This is a genomic window from Bradyrhizobium sp. JR3.5 (assembly GCF_054057015.1).
Genome location: NZ_JBSRYV010000001.1, coordinates 1,260,193 through 1,284,056 on the forward strand (window position 1 = coordinate 1,260,193; position 23,864 = coordinate 1,284,056).

The window sequence follows — 23,864 nt, forward strand, 5'->3', positions numbered from 1 at the left end:
GGAGGCGAGGGCGGATGTTGGTCGAAGGCCGCGAAACGGACGGAAGGCAGTCGGGTCGCGCGGGCGCGCCGGACGAGCGGCGTCCCGAATCCGCAGCGACGGTCTGTGCCGATGTGGAAGTGGGGCTCCTCGCCGACAGGGCGCTTCGCGATCGCGCCGCGGGCCAGGTCGTAGCCGTGTTCGAACGTTCGTTCTACGCCGTGATCGACGGGATCTGGATCTGCGTTGGACGGATCGGCATCGGATCGGGTCCGTTGCATGTGGTCGGCGACTTCCGATGGCCGGGCCTTGTGGTCGGCGATCCCGTGCGGGTCGCGGACTCCATTCTGTGGATCGGAGCGACGTCGCTCGCGAATCTGGCCGCGCGGTCGGTCTGGGCGCCGCCCGCTGCACCACACTGGTCGACGGCCAGCCTGCGACGCGGCCTTGATACCGTCGACGAGGTGTGGGGCGGTGATCTGACTTCGGAGGGCCTCGCCGTGGTCGGGGCCGGACATGCTCCGGGCGACGGCTCTGCGCTGGTTCGGGCTGCCATGCCCGGCCTCGCTGCATTGGAGCTAATCCTCGCAGGCCCGGATGACGATGCGGATCGAGAGTCCGGGCTTGCCAGCCTGGTCGGTCTCGGGCCGGGGCTTACGCCGTCCGGCGACGATCTGATCGGCGGTGCGCTGATCGCGCTGGCAGCGCTCGGACGCATCGAATGTCGCGATGCATTGTGGGACCATTGCCGCGCGCTGCTCGACGGCACCAACGACATCAGCCGAATCCATCTGCGCGCGGCGGCGCTGGGCTACGGCGCGGCGGCACTGCACGCAGCCATCCATGCAACGATGAGCGGCGAGGCCGCCGGATTTCATCGCGCCCTCACGGCCCTCACCGCGATCGGGCATTCATCCGGGCTGGATGCATTTGCCGGCAGTCTGATCGTCCTACGCCACGCCTTGCGCGAGCGGTGACGCCGTTGCAGATCAAATTTCGAGTTCTCCCAGACTGCTCCGAACGAAGTTCGGAGCTCTTTTTTTAAGGCGCTATTGCGCTTCGACCGGTCCGCTGTTCGCGCGGGTACGGAAATTCGCATTCTTCAAGAATCCGGTCTTGACGAAGTAAGTGTTTTCTTATTAACTCGACACAACGAAAACGAACTTGGTTAGGGCGGAGACGATGACGGATCAGGATAGGCCGCAGTATCAGCAGTTGCTGGCGCGCAAGGTCGAAGTCGTGAATGTCGGGCTTGAGGGGTTCGTGAAGGACCTCCGCGACTGCGGCATCGACGTCGTTCACCTCGACTGGAAGCCGTCGGCGGGCGGAGATCCGCAGATGGCGGCCCTGCTCGCGAAGCTCGGTGTGTGAGGGCGCACCGATGAAGCTGATCGAAGACGCAAACCAGCAGGTGCTCGCCCGGATCCTCGAAGGGGAGCCGCGGCTGATCGACATCGTTCCCGCCCGCGAATTGATCCCGGGCCTGCGCGAACGAATGATCCTCCACGCCGGACCGCCGATCTCCTGGGACAGGATGTGCGGCCCGATGCGCGGCGCGGTCGCAGGCGCCATCGTGTTCGAGGGATGGGCGCAGGATCTGCCGACCGCGACCAAGCTCGCCGCCAACGGCGAGATCGAATTTCACCCGAACCACCACTTCGGCGCAGTCGCGGCCCGATGACCGGCATGACGACGATGTCGATGCCGCTGTTCGTGGTCGAGAACGCGCGCTTCGCCAACCGCGCCTATTGCGCGATCAACGAGGGGCTCGGCAAGGTGATGCGCTTCGGCGGCAACGACGCCAGCGTGCTGAAGCGGCTCGCCTGGCTGCGCGACGTGTTCGGGCCGACGCTCGGCAAGGCGATCCGTGCCGCCGGCGGCATCGACCTGAAATCGATCGTCGCGCGGGGCCTGTCGATGGGCGACGAGTTGCATCAACGCAATCTGGCCTGCTCGAGCGTCTTCCTTCGCGAGATCGCACCCTGGATGGCGCGAACCTCGACCGACAACGCCGTTCTCGCCGAATGCCTCGCATTCATCGGGCAGAACGATCAGTTCTTCCTCAACATCGCGATGGCGATGGGCAAGGCGATCACCGATCCGGCCAACGGCATCCGGGGCTCGACCATCGTCACCACGATGTGCCGCAACGGCACCGATTTCGGAATCCGCGTCAGCGGGCTCGGCGAACAATGGTTCACCGCACCGGTCGAAATGCCGGAAGGGCTGTACTTTGCCAGCTATTCCGAGAAGGACGCCAATCCGGACATGGGTGATTCCGCGATCGTCGAGACGATCGGTCTGGGCGGATTCGCGATGGCGGCGGCGCCGGCCGTCGCAGGCTTCGTGGGGGCCGGGGCGCCGTCCGAGGCCGGCAACTTCACCCGCTCGATGGGCGAGATCACGGTTGCGCAGAATCCGGAATGGACCATCGCCGCAATGGACTTCGCGGGCGTGCCGACCGGCATTGATATCCGCCTGGTCGTCGATTCCGGCGTGGTGCCCGTCATCAACACCGGCATCGCGCATCGCGAGCCCGGCATCGGGCAGGTCGGTGCCGGCGTGGTCAAGGCGCCGTTGGCGTGCTTCCAGCAGGCGATCGTCGCGATCGCCAAGGATTTGGGTGTGTCATGAACGTCGTTGTCCTGAACGAGGTCCGCAAGGGGTTCTATCTCGACTCGGTCGCGCTGATGCGGCTGTCGCGCGAGGTGGCCGGCTCGCCCGGCGTGATCGAGGCGGCGTTGATGATGGGAACTCCGTCGAACGCTGCGATCATGCGCAATGCGGGGCTGCTGGAGGAGGGCACTGCCGTGAAGGGCAATGACCTCGTGATCGCGGTCAAGGCCGAGTCGGAGCCCGCTGCCCGCGAAGCCCTCGACAATGCGATCAAGTCGCTCGACAAGCCGAAGACCCAGGGCGAGACGCAGGCTGCCTGGCGGCCGCACTCGATCGCCGCGGCCGTCAAGGCCAGGCCGGAGATCAATCTTGCGCTGATTTCTGTTCCCGGCGAGTTCGCCGCCGCGGAGGCCCGCAAGGCGCTCAATCGCGGCCTGCATGTCCTGATGTTCAGCGACAACGTGTCCCTCGAGGATGAATTGTCGCTCAAGCAGCAGGCGCGGGCGGCCGGCCTCCTGATGATGGGGCCGGATTGCGGAACGGCCGTGATCGGCGGCGCGCCGCTGGCGTTCGCCAACAAGATCAGGCGCGGCAGGATCGGCATCATCGGCGCGTCAGGGACCGGCACGCAGGAGGTCTCATGCCTGATCTCGGAAGCCGGCGCGGGGATCTCCCATGCCATCGGGGTGGGCGGGCGCGATCTGAAGAAGGATATTGGCGGCATCACCACGCTGATGGCGATCGATGCATTCGAGTCCGATCCGGAAACCGATCACGTGGTGCTGATCTCGAAGCCGCCGCATCCCGATGTCGCCAAATCCGTCCTTGAGCGGATCGGCAGAAGCAGGAAGTCGTACACCGTGTGTTTCATCGGTGCCTCGGAGATCGAGCTGCCACCGAACGCCCGCTTCTCGCCGACGCTGAAGGGCGCCGCGGAGCTGGCACTGGGAGACAAGAAGATCGGCACGGGCTTCGATGCGAATGCTGTCGCATCACGGCTTCCGCGGAGCGGCCGAGGCGGGATCGAGGGTTTGTTTGCCGGCGGAACGCTGTGTGCCGAAGCTCAGGTGATCCTCGCTGCCGCGGGTCGGAAGGTGGCGTCGAACGCCGCCATCCCCGGCGTGGTCAAGCTCGGCGTCGAGCCGAACTCCGGACGGGATCGGCTGATCGACCTCGGCGACGACGAATATACCCGTGGCCGGCCGCACCCGATGATCGACCCGTCAGTGCGCGACGATGCGTTGCGTGCTGCGCTCAAGAACCGCGATCTTTCGGTGATCCTGCTCGATCTTGTGCTCGGCTATGGCGCGCATGCAGATCCCGCCGAGCATCTGACGAATATCGTCGCCGATCGCGAGCAAGATGCGCCAGCGTTGATCGCGTCCGTCGTCGGCACGGAGCAGGATCCGCAAGGGCGCTCCGCGCAGGTCAGGAAACTGGAGCAGGCCGGAATCCTCGTTGCGCCGTCGAACGCGCAGGCGTGCGAGCTTGCGGTTGCCATCGTCCAGAATGCCGGGAGGTAAGGAAATGCGTACGCTCAATGACGTGCCGCGTCGCCTGGTGGTCGCGATCGGTGGCAATGCGGTTCACCCCGAGGATATCAGGGGCACTTCCCAGGAGCAGAAGTCCGTCGCGCGGATCACTGCGGAAGCGCTGCTGCCGCTTGCGCAACTCGACAATGAGCTGGTCATCACGCACGGCAACGGCCCGGTCGTCGGCAAGATCATGATGCGCCAGATGCTGACGATGAGCCGAATCCCGCCGATGGACATGGACATCTGCGTCGCGCACAGCCAGGGCGGCATCGGCTATCTCCTGATGCAGGCGATCGAGAATGCCCTCCGCGAGCAGGGCAACCAGCGACATGTGGCAAGCCTGCTGACCCAGGTCGAGGTGGACAAGGACGATCCCGCGTTCAAGAATCCGACGAAGTTCGTTGGACCGTTCTTTTCCGAGGACGAGGCGAAGAAGATCAGCGCGGAGCTCAATTGGGCGATGCGTGAGGATTCAGGGCGCGGCTGGCGTCATGTCGTGCCGTCGCCGAAGCCCAAGCATTGTCTGCGACATCTCGCTGGTCGACGCATTGGTCAAGCGGGGGACGATCGTCATTGCGGGAGGCGGGGGCGGCGTTCCCGTGGTTCGAGATGCAAAGGGCGTGCGCACCGGCGTGCCGGCGGTCATCGACAAGGATCTGACGTCAGCTCATATCGCCAATGTGCTTGATATCGAAGAGTTGCTGATCCTGACCGCGGTCCCGCGCGTTGCAGTAAATTTCGGCAAGCCGAACAAGAAGGATCTGGACCAGGTCAGCCTCGAGGAGATCAAGGCCTACCACCGCGAAGGACATTTTCCTCCGGGAAGCATGGGACCCAAGGTCGATGCGGCGATCCGGTTTCTCGAGGGCGGCGGCAAACGCGCGATCATCAGTCACCTCGACTGTGCCATGGCGGCGCTGCGGGGCGAGACCGGGACGCACGTCGTTCAGTAACCACCGGGATTGGCGCATCGGCGGGACATTCGCCCGTGCCAATCTGCATTCGAGCGTCGAGCAGGATGGGCCCGCGCTCACCGAGTTGAAGCAGTTGGGGCGCATCTGCGCCTCATTCTGATCAGGCGATCGAGCTGGCCGCTGGCTCAAGCTCACACATGCAAGACAGACAAGCAGCCTGCGGGATTCAAGGGAACGACAAGGCGATGGCCATTCAATCCAGCATAAAGGCGAACCTTTACAAGGATTCCGTGTCGTTGATGCGGATCTCGCAGGTCACGGTCGCGCGGACCGGCGTGCAGCGGGTCACGCTGCTGATGGGAACGCGCAGCAACAAGGAGTTCCTGCAGCAGGCCGGGCTGATGAGCCCGGTGCTCGAGAGCGCCAAGCCGGGCGATATCATGATGGTCGTGGCGGACGATGCGCCCGAAAAGCTCGCCGCCGCGGAGCGGGAGATCCACTCGCTGATCGCCGGCGAAAAACCGAAGGGCGGGTCGAATGAGGCAGCGGCGGAAGCACCGCCGCGCTCGATCTCCGGCGGCGTTGCGATTGCCGATCATGCCGACCTCGCATTGATCTCGGTGCCGGGCCCCTATGCCGCTGCCGAAGCCCTGAAGGCCCTGCGCCAGGGCCTCAACGTGCTGCTGTTCAGCGACAATGTGCCGATCGAACAGGAGCAGGCCATCAAGCGCGTTGCGGCGCAGAAGGGCCTGCTGGTGATGGGACCGGATTGCGGCACGGCCATCATCAATGGCGTGCCGCTTGGATTTGCCAACGTCGTTCGGCGCGGCGCGATCGGGCTCGTTGGAGCGTCCGGCACAGGTCTGCAAGAGGTGATGTGCCAGATCCATCGCCATGGCCAGGGCGTCTCGCAGGCGATCGGCACCGGCAGCCACGACGTTTCAAGCGAGGTCGGCGGCATCACCATGTTGCAGGGCCTGGAGCTGCTGGCCGCCGACGCGAAGACCAAAGTTGTCGCCATCGTCTCCAAGCCTCCTGCGCCCGATGTGCAGAAGCGGGTGATCGAGCGCGCTCGCGCAATCGGAAAGCCGGTCGTGATCTGCTTCCTCGGCGGCGAGCCGGCAGCATCCGCCGGCAATGTTCACCGCACGTCGTCGCTCGAGGAGACGGCGCGGCAGGCGGTCGCGCTTGCGGGAGCGCGCCAACCCGGGAGCGATGAACTGTCCATCGAAGCGTTGGCAACGCGGGTCTGTGCGTCGCTGGCGCCGTCGCAGCGCTACCTGCGCGGTCTCTACTCCGGTGGAACGTTCTGCTCGGAAGCCCAGACCATTTGGCGGGCGGCGGGCATTCGTGCCCGGTCGAACGCGCCGCTTGCCGGCGCACACCGCTTGGCCGACGTGGAAGAGAGCCACGGGCACACGGCGATCGATCTGGGCAGTGACGAATTCACGGTGGGACGTCCGCATCCGATGATCGACTATGGCGTGCGGATCGAACGGCTGCTGGAGGAAGCGGACGATCCGACCGTTGCCTGCATCGTCCTGGACGTCGTGCTCGGCTACGGCAGCCACCCCAATCCGGCTGAGATCCTGGCCCCGGCGATCCGCCGGGCGAAGGCCGCGGCGCGAGCGCAGGGGCGGGAGCTTCCCGTGGTCTGCTTCGTCTGCGGCACGGATTCAGATCCGCAGCCCTACGAGACCCAGAAAGCCATGTTGGCGGACGCCGGCGCGGAGATTGTCGGCAGCAGCACGGGCGCAGCGCTTTCCGCACAAGCCATCGCGAGCCGCATGGCCGCGGACGACAACGCCACGGGGCGTCGCGCGATGCAAGGTGGAGAACGATGATGAACGCAGCCTCTTCCGCGCTCCAGGACAAGACATCGGTCATCAGCCTTGGCGCCTCCGGCCTCGATCGCGGCGTCGAAAGCAGTGGTGCCCCGCTGGTGCGTCTGCAGTGGCAGCCGGTCGGCGACGGAAGTCCCGAAGTCGCCTGGAGCCTCGCGCAACTGGTCGGCGACGCCGGCGATGCGGACTGCCTCGGATCACGGATCGATCGCGCCAATGCGGAAGTGCTCGAGCGCATCCTGACTGCACAGCCGGTATGGGTCGACGTCGCGGCCCACGCGTCCGAAGTCTGGCCGGACATGGGACGGACGCTGCTCCATGCCGGTCCACCGATCGCCTGGAACGATATGTGCGGCCCGATGAAGGGGGCGGTCGTCGGCGCAATTCTCTACGAGAAATGGGCGGCGACCCAGCAGGAGGCCGAGCAACTCGTCGCGGCAGGCGGCATCCGCTTCGCGCCGTGCCATGAATTCGGCGCGGTCGGGCCGATGACCGGGATCATCTCACCCTCGATGCCGCTGTTCGTGGTGCAGAACCAGACCACCGGCAACCGCGCCTATGCGCCGATGATGGAATCCGGCGGCGCCAAGACCCTGCGCTTCGGTGCCTTCGCGCCCGAGGTGATCGCAGGCCTCAAGCTGATCGAGAATGTGCTGGCGCCATGCCTGAAGGCCGCGGTCGCCGGCATCGACGGTGGATTGCCGTTGAAGCCGCTGATGTCACAGTCACTGCACATGGGCGACGACGTCCACAATCGCAACACGGCGGCGACCCTGCTGCTGTATCGCGCCGTCACGGAGTCGCTGCTCACATCCTCGATCTCACGCGATCTCGTTCATGAGACACTGCGGACGATCGGAGCGGACGACATGTTCTTCCTCAGCCTGTCGATGGCGGCGTGCAAGGCGACCATGGATGCCGCGCACGGCGTGCCGTTCAGCAGCATCGTCACGGCGATGGCGCGCAACGGCGTGAATGTCGGGATCAGGGTCAGCGGCCTGGATGGGCAATGGTTTGTCGGTCCGGCTGATATTCCGGTCGGCCTGTTTCTGCCCGGCTTCAGCGAGGCCGACGCCAATCCCGATATCGGCGACAGCGCGATCACCGAGACTGCGGGGCTCGGCGCGTTCGCGATGGCGGCGGCTCCTGCGATGGTTCAGTTCGTCGGCGGCACGCCGCAGGACGCCCTGCGATACTCGCGCGAGATGGCGCACGTCACGATCGGCCGCAATCCCGGCTTCACCCTGCCGATGCTCGACTTCATCGGAGCGCCTGTCGGCATCGACATCCGCAAGGTCGTGGACGAGAGCAGGCGGCCGGTCATCAACACCGCAACGGCGCACAAGGAGCCGGGCATGGGCATCATCGGCGCCGGCGTCGTACAGGCGCCGATGAAGTGCTTCGTCGACGCCGTCGGAGCATTGGCGACGATGGCCGCGAGATGACGTTGCTGCGATTTTGAGGACGACGGCGCGGGCGCGCCGCCGATGCAAAAAACGCCGCAGCAAACAATGCGGCAACACCGGGAACGAACAGGAGGAAACAGATGAACGGTACCCGTCGTGCATTTCTGCAAACAGGCCTGCTCTCGGCAGCCTGGATCAGTTCATCAGGCCGGCTCGCCTTCGCCGACGATGCTGCGAAGCCGCTTCGCATCGGCATTCTCATTCCGGGGTCGCGGGCCGACCACGGCTGGATGGAGTCGGCCTACAACGGCATGAAGGCGGCCGAGCAACGCCACGGCAGCAAGGTCGTGATCACGTCGATCGAGAACGTCAAGTTCGCCGACATGGAGCAGGCGCTCGTCACGCTCGCGAGCAAGAACGACATGGTGATCGGCGCCGCGGGGCAGACCCAGGCATCGGTGCTCAAGGTCGCCAAGCGCTTCCCGAAGGTGAAGTTCTCTATCGTCGGCCCGACCGGACAACCGACCGAAAACGTCGCGCAATACGACGTGCTGCAGGCCCAGATCGGCTTCATCGCCGGCGCGCTCGCCGCGATGATGTCGAAGAACGGCGCGGTGAGTTACGTCGGCGGGCTTGAGATTCCGGCCATCGTCAACACCGGAACGGAATTCGCGAACGGCGCCAAGCATGTCAAGCCGGACACCAAATGCTTCGTGACCTACACCGGTGACTTCGACGACGTCGCCAAGGCGAAGGAAGCGACCCTTGCCGCGATCGCGCAGGGGGCGGACGTCCACTACAACATCCTCAATCTCGGCGTGCGCGGAATGGAGCAGGCGGCGCGCGAGAAGGGCACGAGGATGATCGGGAGCTATACCAACTACTGCTCCGACAACAATCCGCTCTACATCGCCTACACGGTCAGCGGCATCGGCTTCATGGTCGAATATGCCATCGACCAAGCCGTCGCCGGAACGTGGCACCCGGAGTACAAGCAGTTCGGCCTCGCCATGGGGCCACGTTCGGCCGACATCGAGATCTGCGCCGGCGCAACGCCCGAGATCCAGGCCAAGATCAAGGAACTCAAGGACGACCTGCTGTCGAACAAGATCAAAGTCAAGGTGGGTTGACCGTGGCTCTTCTCGAACTGTCTGGCTTGACCAAGCGCTTCGGGGCTTTTACCGCGCTCGACTGCATATCGCTGCTGATCGAGCGCGGCGAGGTGCACTGCCTGCTCGGCGAGAACGGCGCCGGCAAGTCGACATTGTGCAATCTGGTGTTCGGGGTGCACCGGCCGGATGCCGGCGGGATGACGCTGGGCGGAGAGCCGTTCGATCCGCGCGGCCCGGCGGAAGCGCTGCAGCGCGGCGTCGTCATGGTGCATCAGCATTTCAGCCTGGTGCCCAACATGAGCGTGGCCGAGAACCTGATGCTCGGCCGCGCCAGCGCGGTGCTGAAGCCGCAGGATATCATCGTGCGGATGGAGCAGCTCGCAGCGGAATACGGGCTCGAAATCGACCCCGAGGCGCGGATCGATGAGCTTTCGGTCGGCGAGCGGCAGCGGGTCGAGATCATCAAATGCCTGCTCGGCGATCCGCAGCTGCTGGTGCTCGACGAACCGACTGCCGTTCTGCAACCGGATGAGATCGATGCGCTGCTGGCGATCTGCCGTCAGGTGGCGCTGCGCGGCAAGTCCGTGATCCTCGTGACGCACAAGCTGGGCGAAATCAGCCGTGTAGCCGATCGCACGACGGTGCTGCGGCAGGGCCGGATCATCGAGACCGTCGCGATGGACGGCGCCGACATCCGGTCGCTGGTGCGCTCGATGGTCGGCCGCGACGTTCAGTCGGCAGGTTCGGTGCTCGCTGCGGCGGTCGACATCGAAGGCAAGACGCCGGCGAAACCCTCAGACGCGGCCGGTCCGGTGTCGGCGGGCGAGGCGGTGCTGCAGATCTCCGACCTCGTGTATCGCGACCCGCATGGCGTGCCGAGGCTCGACGGCCTGAGCCTCACGGTCGGTACCGGCGAGATCGTCGGGATCGCGGGCGTCGAGGGCAACGGCCAGACCGAGCTCGGACTGATCCTGGCCGGCCTCGCCACGCCAAGCGCCGGCGCGATCGTGGTCGGCGGGACACAGGTCGGCGGTTGCACGCCGCAAGAGATCACGGATTCGGGTGTCGGCATCGTTCCCGAGGATCGCCATGCGGTGGCTTGCATCAGGGAATTGTCGGTTGCCGAGAACCTGTTTCTCGGCGCGATCGGAAAATTCAGCCGCTTCGGCCTGCTCGACAAGTCGGCGCGGCGCAAGGCGGCGGAGGCGATGATGCGCGACTTCGACGTGCGGGCGAGCAGCCCGGATGTTTCGATGGCGAGCCTCTCCGGCGGCAATCAGCAGAAGGCGGTGCTCGCGCGCGAGCTGTCGCTCGATCCGCTGGTGTTCCTGCTCGCCGCGCAGCCGACGCGCGGCCTCGACGTCGGTGCGATCGAGGCCGTCTACAATCGGATCCGTGCCGCGCGCGATGACGGCCTCGGGGTGCTTCTGATCTCCAGCGAGCTCGAGGAGCTGATGGCTGTGTCGGATCGGATCGCGGTGATCTACCGCGGAAAGCTGGTTGGCGAGCTCGCGGCCGGGTCGTTCAGCCGCGAGGCGATCGGAGCGATGATGTCGGGGCACGCGCATGTCTAGATTGGCCATGGTTATGAAAAATCCGAAGCTTGCGCGGGTCGCGCAGGGCGCGAAACTCGAGCTCGTGCCGTTGCAGGTTCTGGTTCCGGTGGTATCGACCCTTGTCGCGCTCGGGATCGGCCTGCTCATCATCGCCGCCACCGGCGCCTCCGTCCTCGAGGCGATCGAAGCGTTCTGGGACGGCATGGCGGGAAGCGATTTCAACATCGGTGCTTCGATCAATCGCGCCATCAGCCTCGCGCTGGTCGGGCTCGGCTTCATTTTCGCCAGCCGTGCCAATCTGACCAATGTGGGAGGCGAGGGGCAGATCGCGATGGGCGGCATGTTCGCGACGGCCGCGGCCCTGCATGGCGCCGGCGGCCTGCCGCTGGGACTGGCGTTCATCGTTCCGCTCGCCGTGGGAACGGTCGCCGGCGCCGTCTGGGGCGGCCTCGCAGGCTTCCTCAAGGCGGCACGCGGCACCAACGAGGTCATCAGCACATTGCTGCTCAGCTTCATTGCGCTGCCGCTGGTGTACTGGTCAGTCGAATCCTTTCACCTGCTGCGCAAGCCGATCAGCGACGTGTCGTCGCTGCCGGAATCGGCGGAGATTCCTGACACGACCAAGCTGCCGCTGCTGTTCCCGGACAATGGATCGCCGCTCCACATCGGGTTGCTGATCGCAGCGATCGCGGTCGTCGTGGTGTGGCTGGTGCTCAAGCACAGCACGCTCGGCCTGCGGCTGCGCGCCGTCGGCCTGAATGCGACCGCCTCCCGCCGTGCCGGCATGCGGACGAGCTTCTACGTGATCCTGGCCATGACGGTCTCCGGCGGCCTGGGCGGTCTCGGCGGCGCCATCATGATCCTCGGCCAGCAATTCTATCTGACGAGCGATTTCTCGTCGGGTTACGGATTTGACGGCCTGGTGGTCGGCCTGCTGTCGCGCGGCTCGGCCGTCGGCGTGGTGATCGGCGCGCTGCTGTTCGGCTTCCTACGATCGGGATCCATCAACATGGAAATCTCGGCGCACGTCCCGTCCGCCGTCGTTCTGATCTGCCAGGGCCTGATCGTCATTGTCATTGCAGGCTCCGCGATCCTCACCAACCGAAAGGTGACCCGATGATTGACGAACAGATGGCCGTGTTCATCGGTTCCGGACTTCGCCTCGCGGTTCCGATCATCTTCGCCGCAACCGGCGAGATGCTGAGCGAGCGCGCCGGCGTGCTCAATCTCAGCCTCGATGGCATGATGTTGATGTCGGCCTTCACGGCGGCGCTGGCATCGTGGGCGACCGGCTCGCCGCTTCTCGGCGTAGCGGCCGGCGTATCGGTCGCGATGGCGGTTGCCGCGGTCCAGGCCGTGCTGAGCGTGACATTGCGCGCCAATCAACTGGTGGTGGGGATCGGATTCAACCTCCTGGCGCTGGGAACAACCACGTTTCTCTACCGTGAGATCTTCGGGCCGCTGTCGCGCGATCCGATTCCCGGCTTCGCGCAGCTCAATCTGCCGTGGCTCGCCAGTATCCCGGTGATCGGGCCGGCATTGGCGAACCAGACCGGCCTTGCCTATGTCAGCATCCTGATGGTCGTCGTGACGTGGTTGATCCTGAAGTACACGTCGTTCGGGCTGGCAGTGCGGGCGGTCGGCGAGGATCCGCGCGCCGCGGACAAGGCGGGCATCAGCGTCGCCAGGACGCGCTATCTCGGCGTGCTCTACGCCGGCATCCTGGCGGGCCTCGGCGGCGCCTTCATGTCGGTTGCGGACAGCAATACGTTCACCGAGAACATGACCAAGGGCGCGGGCTATCTCGCGATCACGGCCGTGATCTTCGGCGGCTGGAATCCCTGGTATACGCTGGCGGCGTGCCTGCTGTTCGGCTTTGCGACTGCGCTGCAATTCCTTGTGCCGGCGTTGCAGCTGGATGTGCCGGTCGCGCTGCTGTTGCTGCTGCCATATTTGCTGGCGCTGGTCGCTATCGCCGGCTTCGTCGGAAAGAGCAGACAGCCCTCGGCCCTGACCATTCCGTTCGAACGCGGCGGCTGACCATAACAGACTTCAAGAAAACACAGGCAAGGGAGGAAAGTCCGATGACGAGTTCCAATTTAGCAAAGGCCGCGGAATCCGCCGCGCCCGGCACCGCCAATCCTCTTGGGTCTGCTCCCGGCTACAAATGGCTGGTCGACGACAACAACGTCAACATGGCGATGGCGCTGCCGCCGCCCAGGGCGGTCACGATCGACGCGCAGCCGCAAACCGTGACGGTCGATCTGCACCGCACCGTCCTCATCGTCGTCGACATGCAGAACGACTTCTGCGCGAAGGGGGGATGGGTCGACCATCTCGGCCTCGATCATACGCCGGATCGGGCACCAATCGAGCCGCTGCAGAAGCTTCTCCCGGTGTTGCGGAACGCCGGCGTGCACGTCATCTGGCTGAACTGGGGCAATCGGCCCGATCTGAAGAACATGGCGCCCAACCAGCTCCATCTCTACAAGCCGAAGGGCGTCGGCATCGGCCTTGGCGAGCCGTTGCCGGGCAGTGGCGCGCGCGTGCTACAGAAGGACAGCTGGGCCGCGGCCGTTGTCGATGAATTGAGGCAGGAGCCCGAGGACATTTACGTCGACAAGTACCGGATCAGCGGCTTCTGGGACACGCCGTTGGACAGCATTCTGCGCAATCTCGGAACCAAGACGATCCTGTTTGCCGGCGTCAACACCGATCAATGCGTGCTGCATTCGCTCACCGACGCGAATTTCCTGGGCTACGGTTGCCTTCTGGTCGAGGACTGCTGCGCAACGACGTCGCCGGGCTACTGCGTTGAAGCAACCCTTTTCAACGTCAAGAAGTGCTTCGGCTTTGTGACGCATTCGTCAAACGTCATCGAGGCCATTTCAGGAGCGCATTCGACGGCGTGACGGACTTGGGCACGCTGCTGGTACTGCAACGGCGCGACACGACCTGTGGCGGGCCGCCGCTTGCGACGTCGGCCGCCTCCGAGTGCACACACTAGCCTTGTGACGCCGCTTGCGATTCTCGTCCAGCTGATCCCAGGCGCGGCTCGGTCCCGGCAAGCAGCCGCTGAATGTTCGCGCGGTGGCGCGCGATCACGTAAAGGCCACCTGCGATCACCAGCAGCCGATAGGGCAATGGCTGCTCCAGGGCGCAGACCAGTGCGATCGCAGTGAGCGCCGCCAACATTGAGCTCAGGGAGACAATCCGGGAAATTGCCAGCACAACGCCAAAGGCTGCAGCGGCGCCGAAACCGACCGGCCAGGACAGCGCCAGCAACACGCCGAGCCCCGTCGCGGCGGATTTGCCACCCGTGAAATTCAGCCAGATCGAACGGCTGTGTCCCAACAATACCGCAAGTCCGGCCAGGCAGACCGCCCAAGGCAGCAAGGTTTGCAGATCGATCGCCGTCGGTGGCGTGACCGACAGTAATGTCCCGAGCCAGGGATAGAACCAGCGGGCAAACGCGATCGCTCCCGCGCCCTTCAGCACATCGACCAGCAGGACCGCCAACGCGGGCCACTTGCCCAGGGTACGCAAGACGTTTGTGGCCCCGGTGGACCTGGAGCCGTGCTCTCGGATGTCGATGCCCTTGAGCAATTTCCCGGCGAGATAGCCCGCGGGTATGGAACCGAGAAGGTAGGCCGTCGCCAATCCAGCCGCACTCGCGATCCAAAAAATCATAGGCCTCTCCTCGATGCGCCAGTGTCAGGCAAGCGTCATCCGGAGTCTACCTCTATGCGACGGCCGATATCGTGGATACGAGGGCGCGATTCCTTTACCCGCTCCAATCCCCTTTGGAATAGGCTGGCCTTGCGATAGATACTGCGATCGACATGCCGATCGATCGGCGATACTGCCGCGACGGAGACAGGACACGGAATGACGACGCAATCAATCGAGATTCGCCGCCTCTTGCCTGCCGACGCTGCGCTTTATCGCGACATCCGTATCGAGGCGCTGCGCTTGAGCCCCGAGGCGTTCGGCAGCGCGTATGAGACGGAGAGCGTTCATCGCGTCGGCTGGTTCGCGGAGAGGCTCGCGCACGGGGCGGCGATAATTGGGGCGTTTCGCGGCGGCGAACTCGCCGGCATCGTCGGCTTCATCGCGGCGCAGGGGCCGAAACAGCAGCACAAGGGCATGCTGGTCGCGATGTATGTGCGGCAGCAGGCGCGACGCGCCGGTGTCGGCCGGCTTCTGGTCGATGCTGTGCTCGAGCTCGCCGCGCAATCGGTCGAGCTGGTGCAGCTCGCTGTGGTGAAGGGTAACGAGCCGGCCTGCGGGCTCTACCGGCGCGCCGGCTTTGTCGAGTACGGGCTGGAGAGGCATGCCCTGAAGATCGACGGCCGCTACTACGACGACATCCTGATGGCGAAGGACCTGCTCGGGCGCGACTGACGTCGCACAAAGTGAACCGTCACAATTCCGGCGGCCCATTGCGATAGCCGCATATCCACGCTTAACGTCACGCATCCGCTTGCTGTCATCGCCTCGGGGACGCTTCCATGCCGAAGATCGATCTGACAAAGGTACCGGAACGCAAGGGGACCGGCTATCCGGCCGAGTTCGCCGAACGGTGCGCGGAACGAATCCGGCAGCGTCTCGGCGACGCCGGCGGGCTCGCCGATTTCGGCGTCAATCTGATGCAGCTGCCGCCGGGCAATTGGTCGAGCCAGCGCCATTGGCATTCGGACGAGGACGAGTTCGTCTATGTGCTCGCGGGCGAGGTGGTGCTGATCGAGGACGGCGGCGAGACGGTGCTGCGCGCCGGCGATTGCGCGGCGTTCCCGAAGAATTCCGGCAACGGGCACCATATGATCAATAGGTCGCAGATGACGGCGACCTATCTCGAGGTCGGCTCGCGCTCGCGTGCCGACGTCATCACCTGTTCCGACATCGACATGATGAGCCCGAGCACCGACGGCCGCTTTCTGCACAAGGACGGCCGGCCGTACGAATAGGCCCTGAACCGCAGGCCGGCGCGAAATCCGGCGTTGCAGATTGGCCGGCGAAGGACCAATCTTCCAGTCAGGGAGATTTGGTTGATGGTCCGCGCGGACCTGAGCCGCAGAAATGGTCGTCAGACGCGCTGTGGGGGCAGCTTGCGCGCCAGGACATCATTGTCCGCTTTCCCTTGATGGAGCGCGAAGCCGCGTTGTCGCTTGATCAGCTGGCGCGGCTGCATCCGGTGCCGCAGTGAGCTGCGCCGCAAGAGCGTGCGGCCGCCTCACACCACCAGCCGTCCTTCGCGGTCCGCGACCGTGATCTGGGCTTCCGTTCCCGAGTTGAAGTCGAGCCGGTCCGCCTCGATGCCGTCGCTGAAGATGACGCCGTTCTCCGGCATCAGCGAGCGGACGCTGAGGCGCTCGGCGCGCTCGATGCTGCCACAGACGAGAGTGACCTGCGAGGTGCGGCTTGGAAACGGCTCGCGCACCGCAAAGCGCAGCGCGCCGGCGTCCCAGGCCTGGGGAAGATAAGGCGGGCTGCCGGCGCCGCCGCCGAAGCTGCCTGCGATTGCGAGCGAACCGGTGACGATGCTCTTGAACCAGGCGGTTGAGCCGAGACCGGTCGCGACGATCAGGCCGCTCGAGGACTGACGCTCCTTTTGATCGGCGAGGACGATCTCGTAGACGGCCGATGTATGCGTGCGCGCGCCGATGAAGAGATCGTTGACGGCATAGAGGATCTGACCGTTGGTGAGCGCGGCCTTGGCCATCGTCACTGCCTTGTGGCCGCGTCTGTCGCCTGCGACCTCGCGCAGGAGGGCAGGGAGGTCGCGCGGCACGAACGGCAGCAGGATGCCGTCATAGCGGCTGGCATCCGGATTGAGTCCGATCAGCGGATGGCCGTCGAGATATTTCATCGTGTTGGCGACGACGCCATCCTGGCCGAGCGCCACCACGATGTCGGAGGGGCCGAAGATGAAGTTCGGCAGAAAGCTCCGTTCGATCACCTGGTAACGGCCCCATTGCTCCAGCGCCTGCACGGTGACGCGGCGCTCGGCCTGGTAGACATCGTGCTCGCGTTGGTAATCGGAGAAGTCGGCGCCGAGATGCTCGACATAGAATCGCGCCTGCGCCGCCGTCAGGTATTTTGCGATCAATTCCTCGAGCCGGGTCTTGCGGGTGACGAGGACGATCTTGCGGTCATTGTCGGCGGGCACGGGGAGCCTCCACAACGGGCCTGTCCAGCAGCGTGTTGAGCAGATCGGGCGAGACGTTGAGCTGGCCGATCTTCTCGGCCTTTTCGGCGATGCCGCTGAAGGCTTGCGCGATCAGCTGTCCCGGCTGCATGCCGGCTGCGGCCAGCGCCTGGATCACGCGGGTGTCGACGCCCTCGAAGATCTTCATCAGCGCGCCGACCCGATAGGCCTCGGCATCCGCCAGTGTGCGGGTGTTCTCGGCGTTGAGGCCGACGAAATCCTTGCGCTTGCTCTCCAGCGTGATGTCGGCGACCATGCCGGCCTCGCGCAGCTCGGCCTGCTTCGCCGCGACGCTCGCTTCGGCATCCATCTGGGTCTCCCGGATCGAGCGCTTCTTCTGCTCGACGGCGATCTCGGTGTCGAGCTCGCTCTCGCGGATGGCGCGTTCCTGCTCCACGGCAAAATTGCGCCGCGCGAAGATCGCCTCGTCCGCGCTCTTGAGGATCGCTTCGCGCGCTTCGGCCTCCAGCGCCTTGGCGGTGTCCGGCGTCGGCTTCACGCCGCGGATCGAGACGCCGAGAATCTCGAGGCCGAGGGCGGCGATATCGGCGCGGGCACGCAGTCCGCCCTCGATCAGGCCGGCGATGCGATCGGCGGCTTGCAGCGCCTCCTTCAAGGTCAGTTCCTTCACCGCCTGCTGCGCCAGCACCTCGACGGTCGCGAGAATCCGCTGCGCCAGCTGCTCCGGGTCGTCGGACTCGTAGGTCTTCCCGTCGGCCTTGAGGGTGAAGTTGAGCATCGCGGCGGCCTTCTGCGGCTCGCTGATCCGGTAGGTGACATGGCCCTGGATGGTCAGCGCCTGAAAGTCGCGCGCGATCTGCTGGAAGATGAAGGCGGCGTCGCGGCTGCCGATCGGCACCGCGACCAGCGAGGTGACCGGCCCATAATAGAAGCCGGACAGGCCGGCGCCCTGCTGGGTCACCGCGCCACGGCGGTACTTCATGAGATAGGTGGTCGGCTGGGCCTTGATGAAGCGGAGACCGAACATGGCGTGTACTCCTGAGTAAGTATGTCTAGGCAACTAAGTTAGTTGTACTGTACAACTAAGCATGCTATTGTCAAGCGGTGCCGTGAAAAGGTTCACGCCAGCAGAGCGTTTTCGAGCGAAGTGGGCACCGGTTCGCGTGAAGAAAACGCGTCGAGACAAGAAGCTCAGGAGAAGCGGGGAGAACATGTCCGAGAAGCCGGAACTCGACTTTCCGAGGCCGCTGACGACGGTCGACGTCGTCATTTTCGCCATCCGGTCAGACGCGCTTCAGGTCCTGCTGGTTCAACGCCCGAAGGCGGAAACCGAACCGTTTCCAGGGTCTTGGGCATTGCCCGGCGGCTTCGTCGATATCGCCGGCGATCGCGACCTCGAAGCCTGCGCCGCGCGCAAGTTGAAGGACAAGACCGGCGTGGTCAGTCCGTATCTGGAGCAACTCGGCAGCTGGGGCAGCGCCTCAAGGGATCCGCGCGGCTGGTCTGCGACGCATGCCTACTTCGCATTGCTGCCGGAGCATGCCGCGGGCGGCGCGCTGGCCGCGGATGCGCAGTGGTTCGCGGTCGACGGCGAGAAGGTAAGGCCGAAGCTTGCCTTCGACCATGCCGGGATCCTGCAGGCCGCGGTGCAGCGTTTGCGCAGCAAGGTCGAGTACACGTCGCTGCCCGCCTATCTGATGCCGCCGGAATTCACGCTGCCGGAATTGCAGCGGACCTATGAGATCGTGCTCGATCGTCCGCTGGAGAAAAGCGCCTTCCGCACCCGCATGCTCGCCGCCGACCTGATCGAACCGGTCGCGAAGATGCGCAAGGGACCGAACCGGCCGGCGCAGCTCTATCGGTTGAAGAAGGCCAGGGCGCCGGTGTTCTTTGCGCGCACGTTCAATCCGCCGGGTTGAACGTCATACCGAGAGATCGAAGCCGGGCGTCGCGACGTCGGTCAAGAACGAGGCCAGGAACATTTTTCCAAGTACGTGCCTGGCCGCGGGCGTGCGGGCCTTGAGCCAGCCGCTTCGGATGGCCGCCTTGAATTCCGTTGGCGTGGGCGCTGTCATTTCTGTGTCAGGTGCCGCGCTTGGCGCCATTGCCGACGCGCTGAGCAGGACGCTGGCGTAATAAAGTCGGCTAAGGGCGCGCACGAGCCGAAGCCGGGCACGCACAGCGTCGTCCGGCGCGCGGCCGAGGCATGACCGCAGCAGGTCATCTTGGAGCTCCGCCGACCGCGCGATGCTGTCGCCGATGATGGCGATATCGACCAGCGGATCGTTGCGATAGCCGGACTCCCAGTCGATCATCCAGAGCCGCTTGCCGTCGTACAGGATGTTGGCGGGAATCAGATCATTGTGGCTGGAGAGCGAATTCGCATCATTCCAAACATAGGCCGCGCGGATATGCTCGAAATGTTCGCTGTATCGATCAAGCGTGCCAGGAGCAAACAAGCCGGTACGACAGACGTGGGACCAGAGCCAGCCCACGATATCCGAATAGCGTAGCAGATGTGGAAAGACCGGCGTCGCGTGCAGCCGCGCCAGCAATTCGCCGAGTGCCGTTGCCAACGCAGGCAATCCGCCAGCGTAGCTGCCCAGCGGTTGCCGCGCGACGAAGTCCATCACGGCAATGCGCGAGCCTTCGTCGGCGTAGTAGAGCCTTGGTGCAACGCCGGCTTCTGCGGCGATGCGCAGCGACGTATATTGATGCGGATTTTGCAGCGCGCTCGCTGGTCCCTCGATCCGCAATCGCTGCAGTGGACTGACCAGCCCCTCCGCTCGCAACAGATAGCAGCGGCCGCCCGCATCGATTCGGAACAGCCGCGCCCCCGTCGTGCCGCCTGAGATCTGCGTCATGGCGTCGATCGTTACCCTGCCGATCACCTCACGCAACGCAGCATGCGCTGCATCGCGCTGTTCCGGTGGAAGTGTATCGAGATCACTCATGCACAAAAAGTTAGCATGACGGCTATGCGTACCGAAATCGCATTGATGTTGGGTTCCCGATCCTCAATTGCTGGTCGCGCGCGACGAAGCATGAAACAATGCCGCAAAAATCATGTCGGGAGAAACTTGATGTCGTTCGAGCGGGGGTTGCATTGCGCCGTTGCGTGCAGGATCGTGAAGTGCAGATCATGGATCGCGTTGCCATTATTCTGCCTGATCAGCACGTTCGGAGTAATGCATGACGCCGTCGCGAACGAATCCTTGGCGATCGTGGATGCGCGTGTACCGGCGGTCGACAAAGCGGGCGGGGACCTTCCCTTGACGATGACGATCAAGAACGAGGCCGACAGCGCCGACGCGCTGCTCCGTGTCCGCTGCCCGGTCGCGAATTTTTCCGAGCGCCACATCGTCGATCGCGGCGAAGGCGCGCCCGCCATGCGCTCGATATCCAATATACCAGTCCCGGCCAAGGCGACGCTCGAGCTGAAGCGCGACGGCTATCACGTCATGCTGCTGCAGTTGCGTCAGGCGCTCGCTCCCGGCGAGACGTTCAAATGCGCGATCGTTTTTCAGAAAGCTGGAACTATCGAGACGGAGGTGCAGGTCCAGAAGTGACCCAAGACGAGTGAAGACAAGTGACTAAGGAAGGCGGCGGGCGGCACAGCCGATCGCCGGGACTCAAGGCTTCTCGCGCAACTGCCCGTGTATGACGGGAGGTTCGATCAATGAAGAACGCTGGATCCGGAGGAAATGAACTGATGACAAGGTTGAATTGGGTTAGATCGCATATGCTTGCGGCGGCAGTAGCATCCGCTGCGACCTTGGCGGGCTCGTTCGCGCTCGCCGACGATGTCAACCAGGATCGCCTGCTCAATGCTGACAAGGAAGCAGGCAACTGGCTGCACCACCACAAGAACTATTCGGCGACCCGCTTCTCGTCGCTGGCGGATATCAACAAGGACAACGTCAAGAACCTGAAGGTCGCCTGGACCATGCATCTCGGCGGCGTCGAGGGCGGCGGAATCTGGGGGCACGGCGGCCTGGAGGGAACTCCGATCGTCGAGAACGGATTCATGTACGTCACCGACGGCTGGGGCTCGGTCTACAAGATCGACGCGCACGGCGGCAAAGGCGTGCTGCTCTGGAAGATGGATCCCAAGACCGACCACGACTGGGCCGGCGCGGTCGCCTGCTGCGGCGTCGACAACCGCGGCGTCGCGCTGTGGGACAACCTCGTGATCTCGCACACGCTCGACGGCCGCCTGATCGCGACCAACAAGGAGACCGGGCAGGTCGCCTGGCAGCGTCAGGTCGCCGATCCCGACAAGGGTGAGGTGATCACCGGCGCGCCACTGATCGTCAAGGGCATGGCGATCACGGGCGTCGCTGGCGCCGAATACGGCATTCGCGGCTGGATCGCCGCGACCGACCTGAAGAGCCAGAAGGAAGTCTGGCGTACCCACACGATCCCGGGCAAGGACGAGCCCGGTTCCGAGACCTGGAAGGACGATAAGAACGCCAAGGCGAGCGGTGGTGGATCGACCTGGGTCACCGGCAGCTACGACCCGTCGACCAACACCATCGTCTGGGGCGTCGGCAATCCCGGACCGGACTGGGATAATGAATACCGGCCCGGCGACAACCTCTACACCGACTCGTCGCTCGGTCTCGATGCCGACACCGGCAAGATCAAGTGGCACTACCAGCACACGCCGAACGATCCCTACGACTATGACAGCGTGGCGGAGAACGTGTTGGTCGACGTTCCCGGACCCAACAACACGACGCTGAAGCTCGCGCTCGAGGCCGACCGCAACGGCTTTGCCTATGCGGTCGACCGCAACAGCGGCAAGTTCATCTGGGGTCTGCCCTTCGTCAAGAAGGTGACCTGGACCAAGGGTCTCGACCCCGAGTCCGGCAAGCCGGTGGAGTATGATCCGAAGCAGGGCGTGCAGAAGTACAATGCGTCGGTGACGCCGAGCCGGACCAACAAGGAGACGGATATCTGCCCTGGCAACATGGGCGGCAAGAACTGGCCGCCGACCGCGTATAATCCGAACCTGAAGCTCTGGTACATTCCCGTCATCGAGAGCTGCAACCACATCAAGGTCGAGGAGATGACGCCGGACAAGGTCAAGGCGCGCGAGTTCTTCACCGGCGGCGGACCGAGCCAGCCGGTCAAGATCACCGGCAGCGTGACCGCGATCGACGTCACCACCGGCAAGGTGGCAGGGAAGGCGGAGACGCAATTCCCGAACCTCGGCGGCATCCTGGCGACGCCCGACCTCGTGTTCTCCGGACAGCCGTCCGGCGAGGTGATCGCCTACGACGCGAAGTCGCTACAGCAGCTCTGGCAGTTCAACACCGGCGGTGGCGTCAATGCGCCTCCGATGACGTTCTCGGTGGACGGCAAGCAGTATGTCGCGATCCTGGTCGGCCTCGGCGGTGCCTGGGACAAGTGGTTCATCGATGCCACGCCCGAGCTGAAGCGGATGCAGCCGGGCTCGATGCTCTACGTGTTCGCGCTCTGACATCGCAAGCGCGGGAGGCTTCACATCGAAGCCTCCCGCGTCGATCTGGCCGAGAGAAATCAGACAAGAAACAAGACAAATGAAACAAACATGGCTGGTTGGCGTGTGGCTCGGCTGCGCGTTGGTGACGGGATTTGTGAGTGCGGCGCAGGCACAGTCGGCGAGCGATCCGACTGATGCGGGCAAGGCGGTGTTCAAGCGCGGCAATTGCGTCGGCTGTCACAAATGGCACGGCAATGGCGGCGGCGGTTATGGCGGCGACGCGCTGTCGCTGCGCAAGACCGAGCTGACCCGCGAACAGATCATCGAGACGGTGACGTGCGGACGGCCGGGCACCGGCATGCCGTTCTTCGTGCGCGGCACCTATGACACCACGAAATGCTACGAGATGACCCGGCAGGATGTCGCGGATCGCATGCCGCCCGAGGCGAATGTGTTCCTGCGGCCGAACGAGATCGAGGCGGTCGCCGACTACGTGCTCGCCCACGTCAAGGGCAAGGGTGAGCCGAACTATGACGAATGCATCGCCTTCTTCGGCGATGGCTCGCGTGTCTGCAATATCTACAAGGAGGCCGGCCACGCCGCCGCGTCGCCCGACCAGAGCGAGAAGGCAAAGCCATGAGCAAGCAGGGATCGGCAATCCGCGGGTTGGTCTTCGCCGCGTCAGTCACCGCGGCGGTGCCGGCGATGGCGACGGCGGGAGACTTGCGCGACATCAATGTCGGCATGGAAATCAGCAGCATTCCCGACGCGGGATACATCAACCTGACCTGCGTCGGTGAGAAGACGCACCGATTGGCGGAATGGGCGCAGTGGGCGGCTTGCCCGGCCGGGCCGGACCAGCTGCGCGGCATCCGCTTCGAGTATGACCGCGCGACCGCGCGGGAAGGCACCATGGTCGGCGGCCATCCGGCGATCCTGACCGTCATGATCGACAAGGACGCCAGGATCGCGGCGCTGACGATCGAGACCGATCCGAAGGCGCGGCTCTATCTGCGCAAGAAGGCGTTCCTGCTTGGTCTGCAGGCGAAGTCACGCTACGGCGAGGATGGCTGGACCTGCTCGGAGGCGAAGCCGGGCGCCGACAAGCAGGAGGTCGGCGGCGTATTCGTCGACGAGACGTGCAGCAAGACCACGGATGGTAGAACTGTCGAGATCGAGCGTCACCTCTATCGTGAGCCGAACAAGGAACTCAAGGACATGACCGACGAGACCCGGATCACGATTCGCCGCGCGGGGTCGTAGGAA

Annotated in this window: 26 protein-coding genes; 22 read left to right on the plus strand and 4 right to left on the minus strand. The window is 64.6% G+C overall.

The genetic code is table 11. From position 1 onward, the window contains the following. Window positions 1-14 precede the first annotated feature (14 nt). The 14 genes from ACVWW1_RS06260 to ACVWW1_RS06325 all read left to right on the plus strand — a co-directional run bounded on the left by ACVWW1_RS06260 (window position 15) and on the right by ACVWW1_RS06325 (window position 13,874). Entirely contained in the window at window positions 15-956 is a 942-nt protein-coding gene (locus ACVWW1_RS06260) for an oxamate carbamoyltransferase subunit AllH family protein (protein WP_456655226.1), read from the plus strand. Between the two features lie 205 nt (window positions 957-1,161). Continuing rightward, window positions 1,162-1,350 carry a hypothetical protein gene (locus ACVWW1_RS06265; protein WP_456655227.1) on the plus strand — a complete coding sequence of 63 codons (189 nt, stop codon included), beginning with the start codon at window positions 1,162-1,164 and terminating at the stop codon, window positions 1,348-1,350. Between the two features lie 10 nt (window positions 1,351-1,360). Then, window positions 1,361-1,660, plus strand: a complete 300-nt coding sequence (locus ACVWW1_RS06270) for a hypothetical protein (RefSeq protein WP_456655228.1) — start codon at window positions 1,361-1,363, stop codon at window positions 1,658-1,660. 5 nt (window positions 1,661-1,665) lie between these two features. Further along, window positions 1,666-2,613, plus strand: a complete 948-nt coding sequence (locus ACVWW1_RS06275; protein WP_456655229.1) for a DUF1116 domain-containing protein — start codon at window positions 1,666-1,668, stop codon at window positions 2,611-2,613. Then, entirely contained in the window at window positions 2,610-4,118 is a 1,509-nt protein-coding gene (gene fdrA, locus ACVWW1_RS06280; protein ID WP_456655230.1) for an acyl-CoA synthetase FdrA, read from the plus strand. Before ACVWW1_RS06275 ends, fdrA (ACVWW1_RS06280) begins: the two co-directional genes overlap by 4 nt. A 4-nt stretch (window positions 4,119-4,122) precedes the next feature. Next, window positions 4,123-4,818, plus strand: a complete 696-nt coding sequence (locus ACVWW1_RS06285) for a hypothetical protein (protein WP_456656701.1) — start codon at window positions 4,123-4,125, stop codon at window positions 4,816-4,818. After that, window positions 4,703-5,083, plus strand: coding sequence for an amino acid kinase family protein (locus ACVWW1_RS06290; protein WP_456656629.1), 381 nt, complete (start codon window positions 4,703-4,705; stop codon window positions 5,081-5,083). Before ACVWW1_RS06285 ends, ACVWW1_RS06290 begins: the two co-directional genes overlap by 116 nt. A gap of 206 nt (window positions 5,084-5,289) precedes the next feature. Continuing rightward, the gene (gene fdrA, locus ACVWW1_RS06295; protein ID WP_456655231.1) at window positions 5,290-6,888 is read left to right on the plus strand and encodes an acyl-CoA synthetase FdrA; all 1,599 of its coding nucleotides are present in this window, start codon (window positions 5,290-5,292) and stop codon (window positions 6,886-6,888) included. Further along, complete coding sequence (locus ACVWW1_RS06300; protein WP_456655232.1) at window positions 6,888-8,333, plus strand: oxamate carbamoyltransferase subunit AllG family protein; 1,446 nt, start codon at window positions 6,888-6,890, stop codon at window positions 8,331-8,333. Before fdrA (ACVWW1_RS06295) ends, ACVWW1_RS06300 begins: the two co-directional genes overlap by 1 nt. Before the next feature lie 101 nt (window positions 8,334-8,434). After that, entirely contained in the window at window positions 8,435-9,424 is a 990-nt protein-coding gene (locus ACVWW1_RS06305; protein ID WP_456655233.1) for a BMP family protein, read from the plus strand. A gap of 2 nt (window positions 9,425-9,426) precedes the next feature. Next, a complete protein-coding gene (locus ACVWW1_RS06310) occupies window positions 9,427-10,980 on the plus strand; it encodes an ABC transporter ATP-binding protein (RefSeq protein ID WP_456655234.1) in 1,554 nt (517 codons plus the stop codon). 7 nt (window positions 10,981-10,987) lie between these two features. After that, entirely contained in the window at window positions 10,988-12,082 is a 1,095-nt protein-coding gene (locus ACVWW1_RS06315; RefSeq protein WP_456655235.1) for an ABC transporter permease, read from the plus strand. Beyond that, on the plus strand, window positions 12,079-13,002 hold the full coding sequence (locus ACVWW1_RS06320) for an ABC transporter permease (protein WP_456655236.1): 924 nt from the start codon (window positions 12,079-12,081) through the stop codon (window positions 13,000-13,002). The genes ACVWW1_RS06315 and ACVWW1_RS06320 overlap by 4 nt, the downstream gene beginning before the upstream one ends. Window positions 13,003-13,046: 44 nt before the next feature. Continuing rightward, the gene (locus tag ACVWW1_RS06325; protein ID WP_456655237.1) at window positions 13,047-13,874 is read left to right on the plus strand and encodes a cysteine hydrolase family protein; all 828 of its coding nucleotides are present in this window, start codon (window positions 13,047-13,049) and stop codon (window positions 13,872-13,874) included. Window positions 13,875-13,965: 91 nt separating this feature from the next. Here the strand turns inward: ACVWW1_RS06325 and plsY are convergent, their stop codons facing one another. Next, window positions 13,966-14,652 carry a glycerol-3-phosphate 1-O-acyltransferase PlsY gene (gene plsY, locus ACVWW1_RS06330; protein WP_456655238.1) on the minus strand — a complete coding sequence of 229 codons (687 nt, stop codon included), beginning with the start codon at window positions 14,650-14,652 and terminating at the stop codon, window positions 13,966-13,968. A 198-nt stretch (window positions 14,653-14,850) separates the two neighbouring features. Here plsY and ACVWW1_RS06335 point away from each other — a divergent pair, with 198 nt between their 5' ends. The 3 genes from ACVWW1_RS06335 (at window position 14,851) to ACVWW1_RS06345 (ending at window position 16,168) form a co-directional block, all read left to right on the plus strand. Next, window positions 14,851-15,366 carry an N-acetyltransferase family protein gene (locus ACVWW1_RS06335; RefSeq protein WP_456655239.1) on the plus strand — a complete coding sequence of 172 codons (516 nt, stop codon included), beginning with the start codon at window positions 14,851-14,853 and terminating at the stop codon, window positions 15,364-15,366. 107 nt (window positions 15,367-15,473) lie between these two features. Next, complete coding sequence (locus ACVWW1_RS06340; RefSeq protein WP_456655240.1) at window positions 15,474-15,929, plus strand: cupin domain-containing protein; 456 nt, start codon at window positions 15,474-15,476, stop codon at window positions 15,927-15,929. 77 nt (window positions 15,930-16,006) lie between these two features. Then, window positions 16,007-16,168, plus strand: coding sequence for a hypothetical protein (locus ACVWW1_RS06345; RefSeq protein WP_456655241.1), 162 nt, complete (start codon window positions 16,007-16,009; stop codon window positions 16,166-16,168). Between the two features lie 27 nt (window positions 16,169-16,195). On the opposite strand, the gene ACVWW1_RS06350 is transcribed toward ACVWW1_RS06345, so the two are convergent. Both ACVWW1_RS06350 and ACVWW1_RS06355 read right to left on the minus strand, forming a co-directional pair. Next, a complete protein-coding gene (locus ACVWW1_RS06350) occupies window positions 16,196-17,131 on the minus strand; it encodes a sugar kinase (RefSeq protein ID WP_456655242.1) in 936 nt (311 codons plus the stop codon). Continuing rightward, window positions 17,115-18,158, minus strand: a complete 1,044-nt coding sequence (locus ACVWW1_RS06355) for an SPFH domain-containing protein (protein WP_456655243.1) — start codon at window positions 18,156-18,158, stop codon at window positions 17,115-17,117. The genes ACVWW1_RS06350 and ACVWW1_RS06355 overlap by 17 nt, the downstream gene beginning before the upstream one ends. 184 nt (window positions 18,159-18,342) lie before the next feature. Here ACVWW1_RS06355 and ACVWW1_RS06360 point away from each other — a divergent pair, with 184 nt between their 5' ends. Further along, on the plus strand, window positions 18,343-19,050 hold the full coding sequence (locus ACVWW1_RS06360) for an NUDIX hydrolase (RefSeq protein WP_456655244.1): 708 nt from the start codon (window positions 18,343-18,345) through the stop codon (window positions 19,048-19,050). Between the two features lie 3 nt (window positions 19,051-19,053). Here ACVWW1_RS06360 and ACVWW1_RS06365 read toward each other — a convergent pair whose 3' ends face one another. Then, window positions 19,054-20,085, minus strand: a complete 1,032-nt coding sequence (locus ACVWW1_RS06365) for a phosphotransferase (RefSeq protein WP_456655245.1) — start codon at window positions 20,083-20,085, stop codon at window positions 19,054-19,056. Between ACVWW1_RS06365 and ACVWW1_RS06370 the strand changes: the two genes are divergently transcribed. From ACVWW1_RS06370 to ACVWW1_RS06385, 4 genes are all read left to right on the plus strand, one after another. Then, window positions 20,038-20,700 (plus strand): copper chaperone PCu(A)C, encoded by a 663-nt coding sequence (locus ACVWW1_RS06370; RefSeq protein ID WP_456655246.1) that lies wholly within the window; start codon window positions 20,038-20,040, stop codon window positions 20,698-20,700. The genes ACVWW1_RS06365 and ACVWW1_RS06370 overlap by 48 nt on opposite strands. A gap of 143 nt (window positions 20,701-20,843) precedes the next feature. Then, window positions 20,844-22,616, plus strand: coding sequence for a PQQ-dependent dehydrogenase, methanol/ethanol family (locus ACVWW1_RS06375; RefSeq protein WP_456655247.1), 1,773 nt, complete (start codon window positions 20,844-20,846; stop codon window positions 22,614-22,616). Between the two features lie 79 nt (window positions 22,617-22,695). After that, window positions 22,696-23,238 carry a c-type cytochrome gene (locus tag ACVWW1_RS06380; protein ID WP_456655248.1) on the plus strand — a complete coding sequence of 181 codons (543 nt, stop codon included), beginning with the start codon at window positions 22,696-22,698 and terminating at the stop codon, window positions 23,236-23,238. Beyond that, complete coding sequence (locus ACVWW1_RS06385) at window positions 23,235-23,861, plus strand: hypothetical protein (RefSeq protein ID WP_456655249.1); 627 nt, start codon at window positions 23,235-23,237, stop codon at window positions 23,859-23,861. The genes ACVWW1_RS06380 and ACVWW1_RS06385 overlap by 4 nt, the downstream gene beginning before the upstream one ends. The last annotated feature ends 3 nt before the right edge of the window (window positions 23,862-23,864 follow it).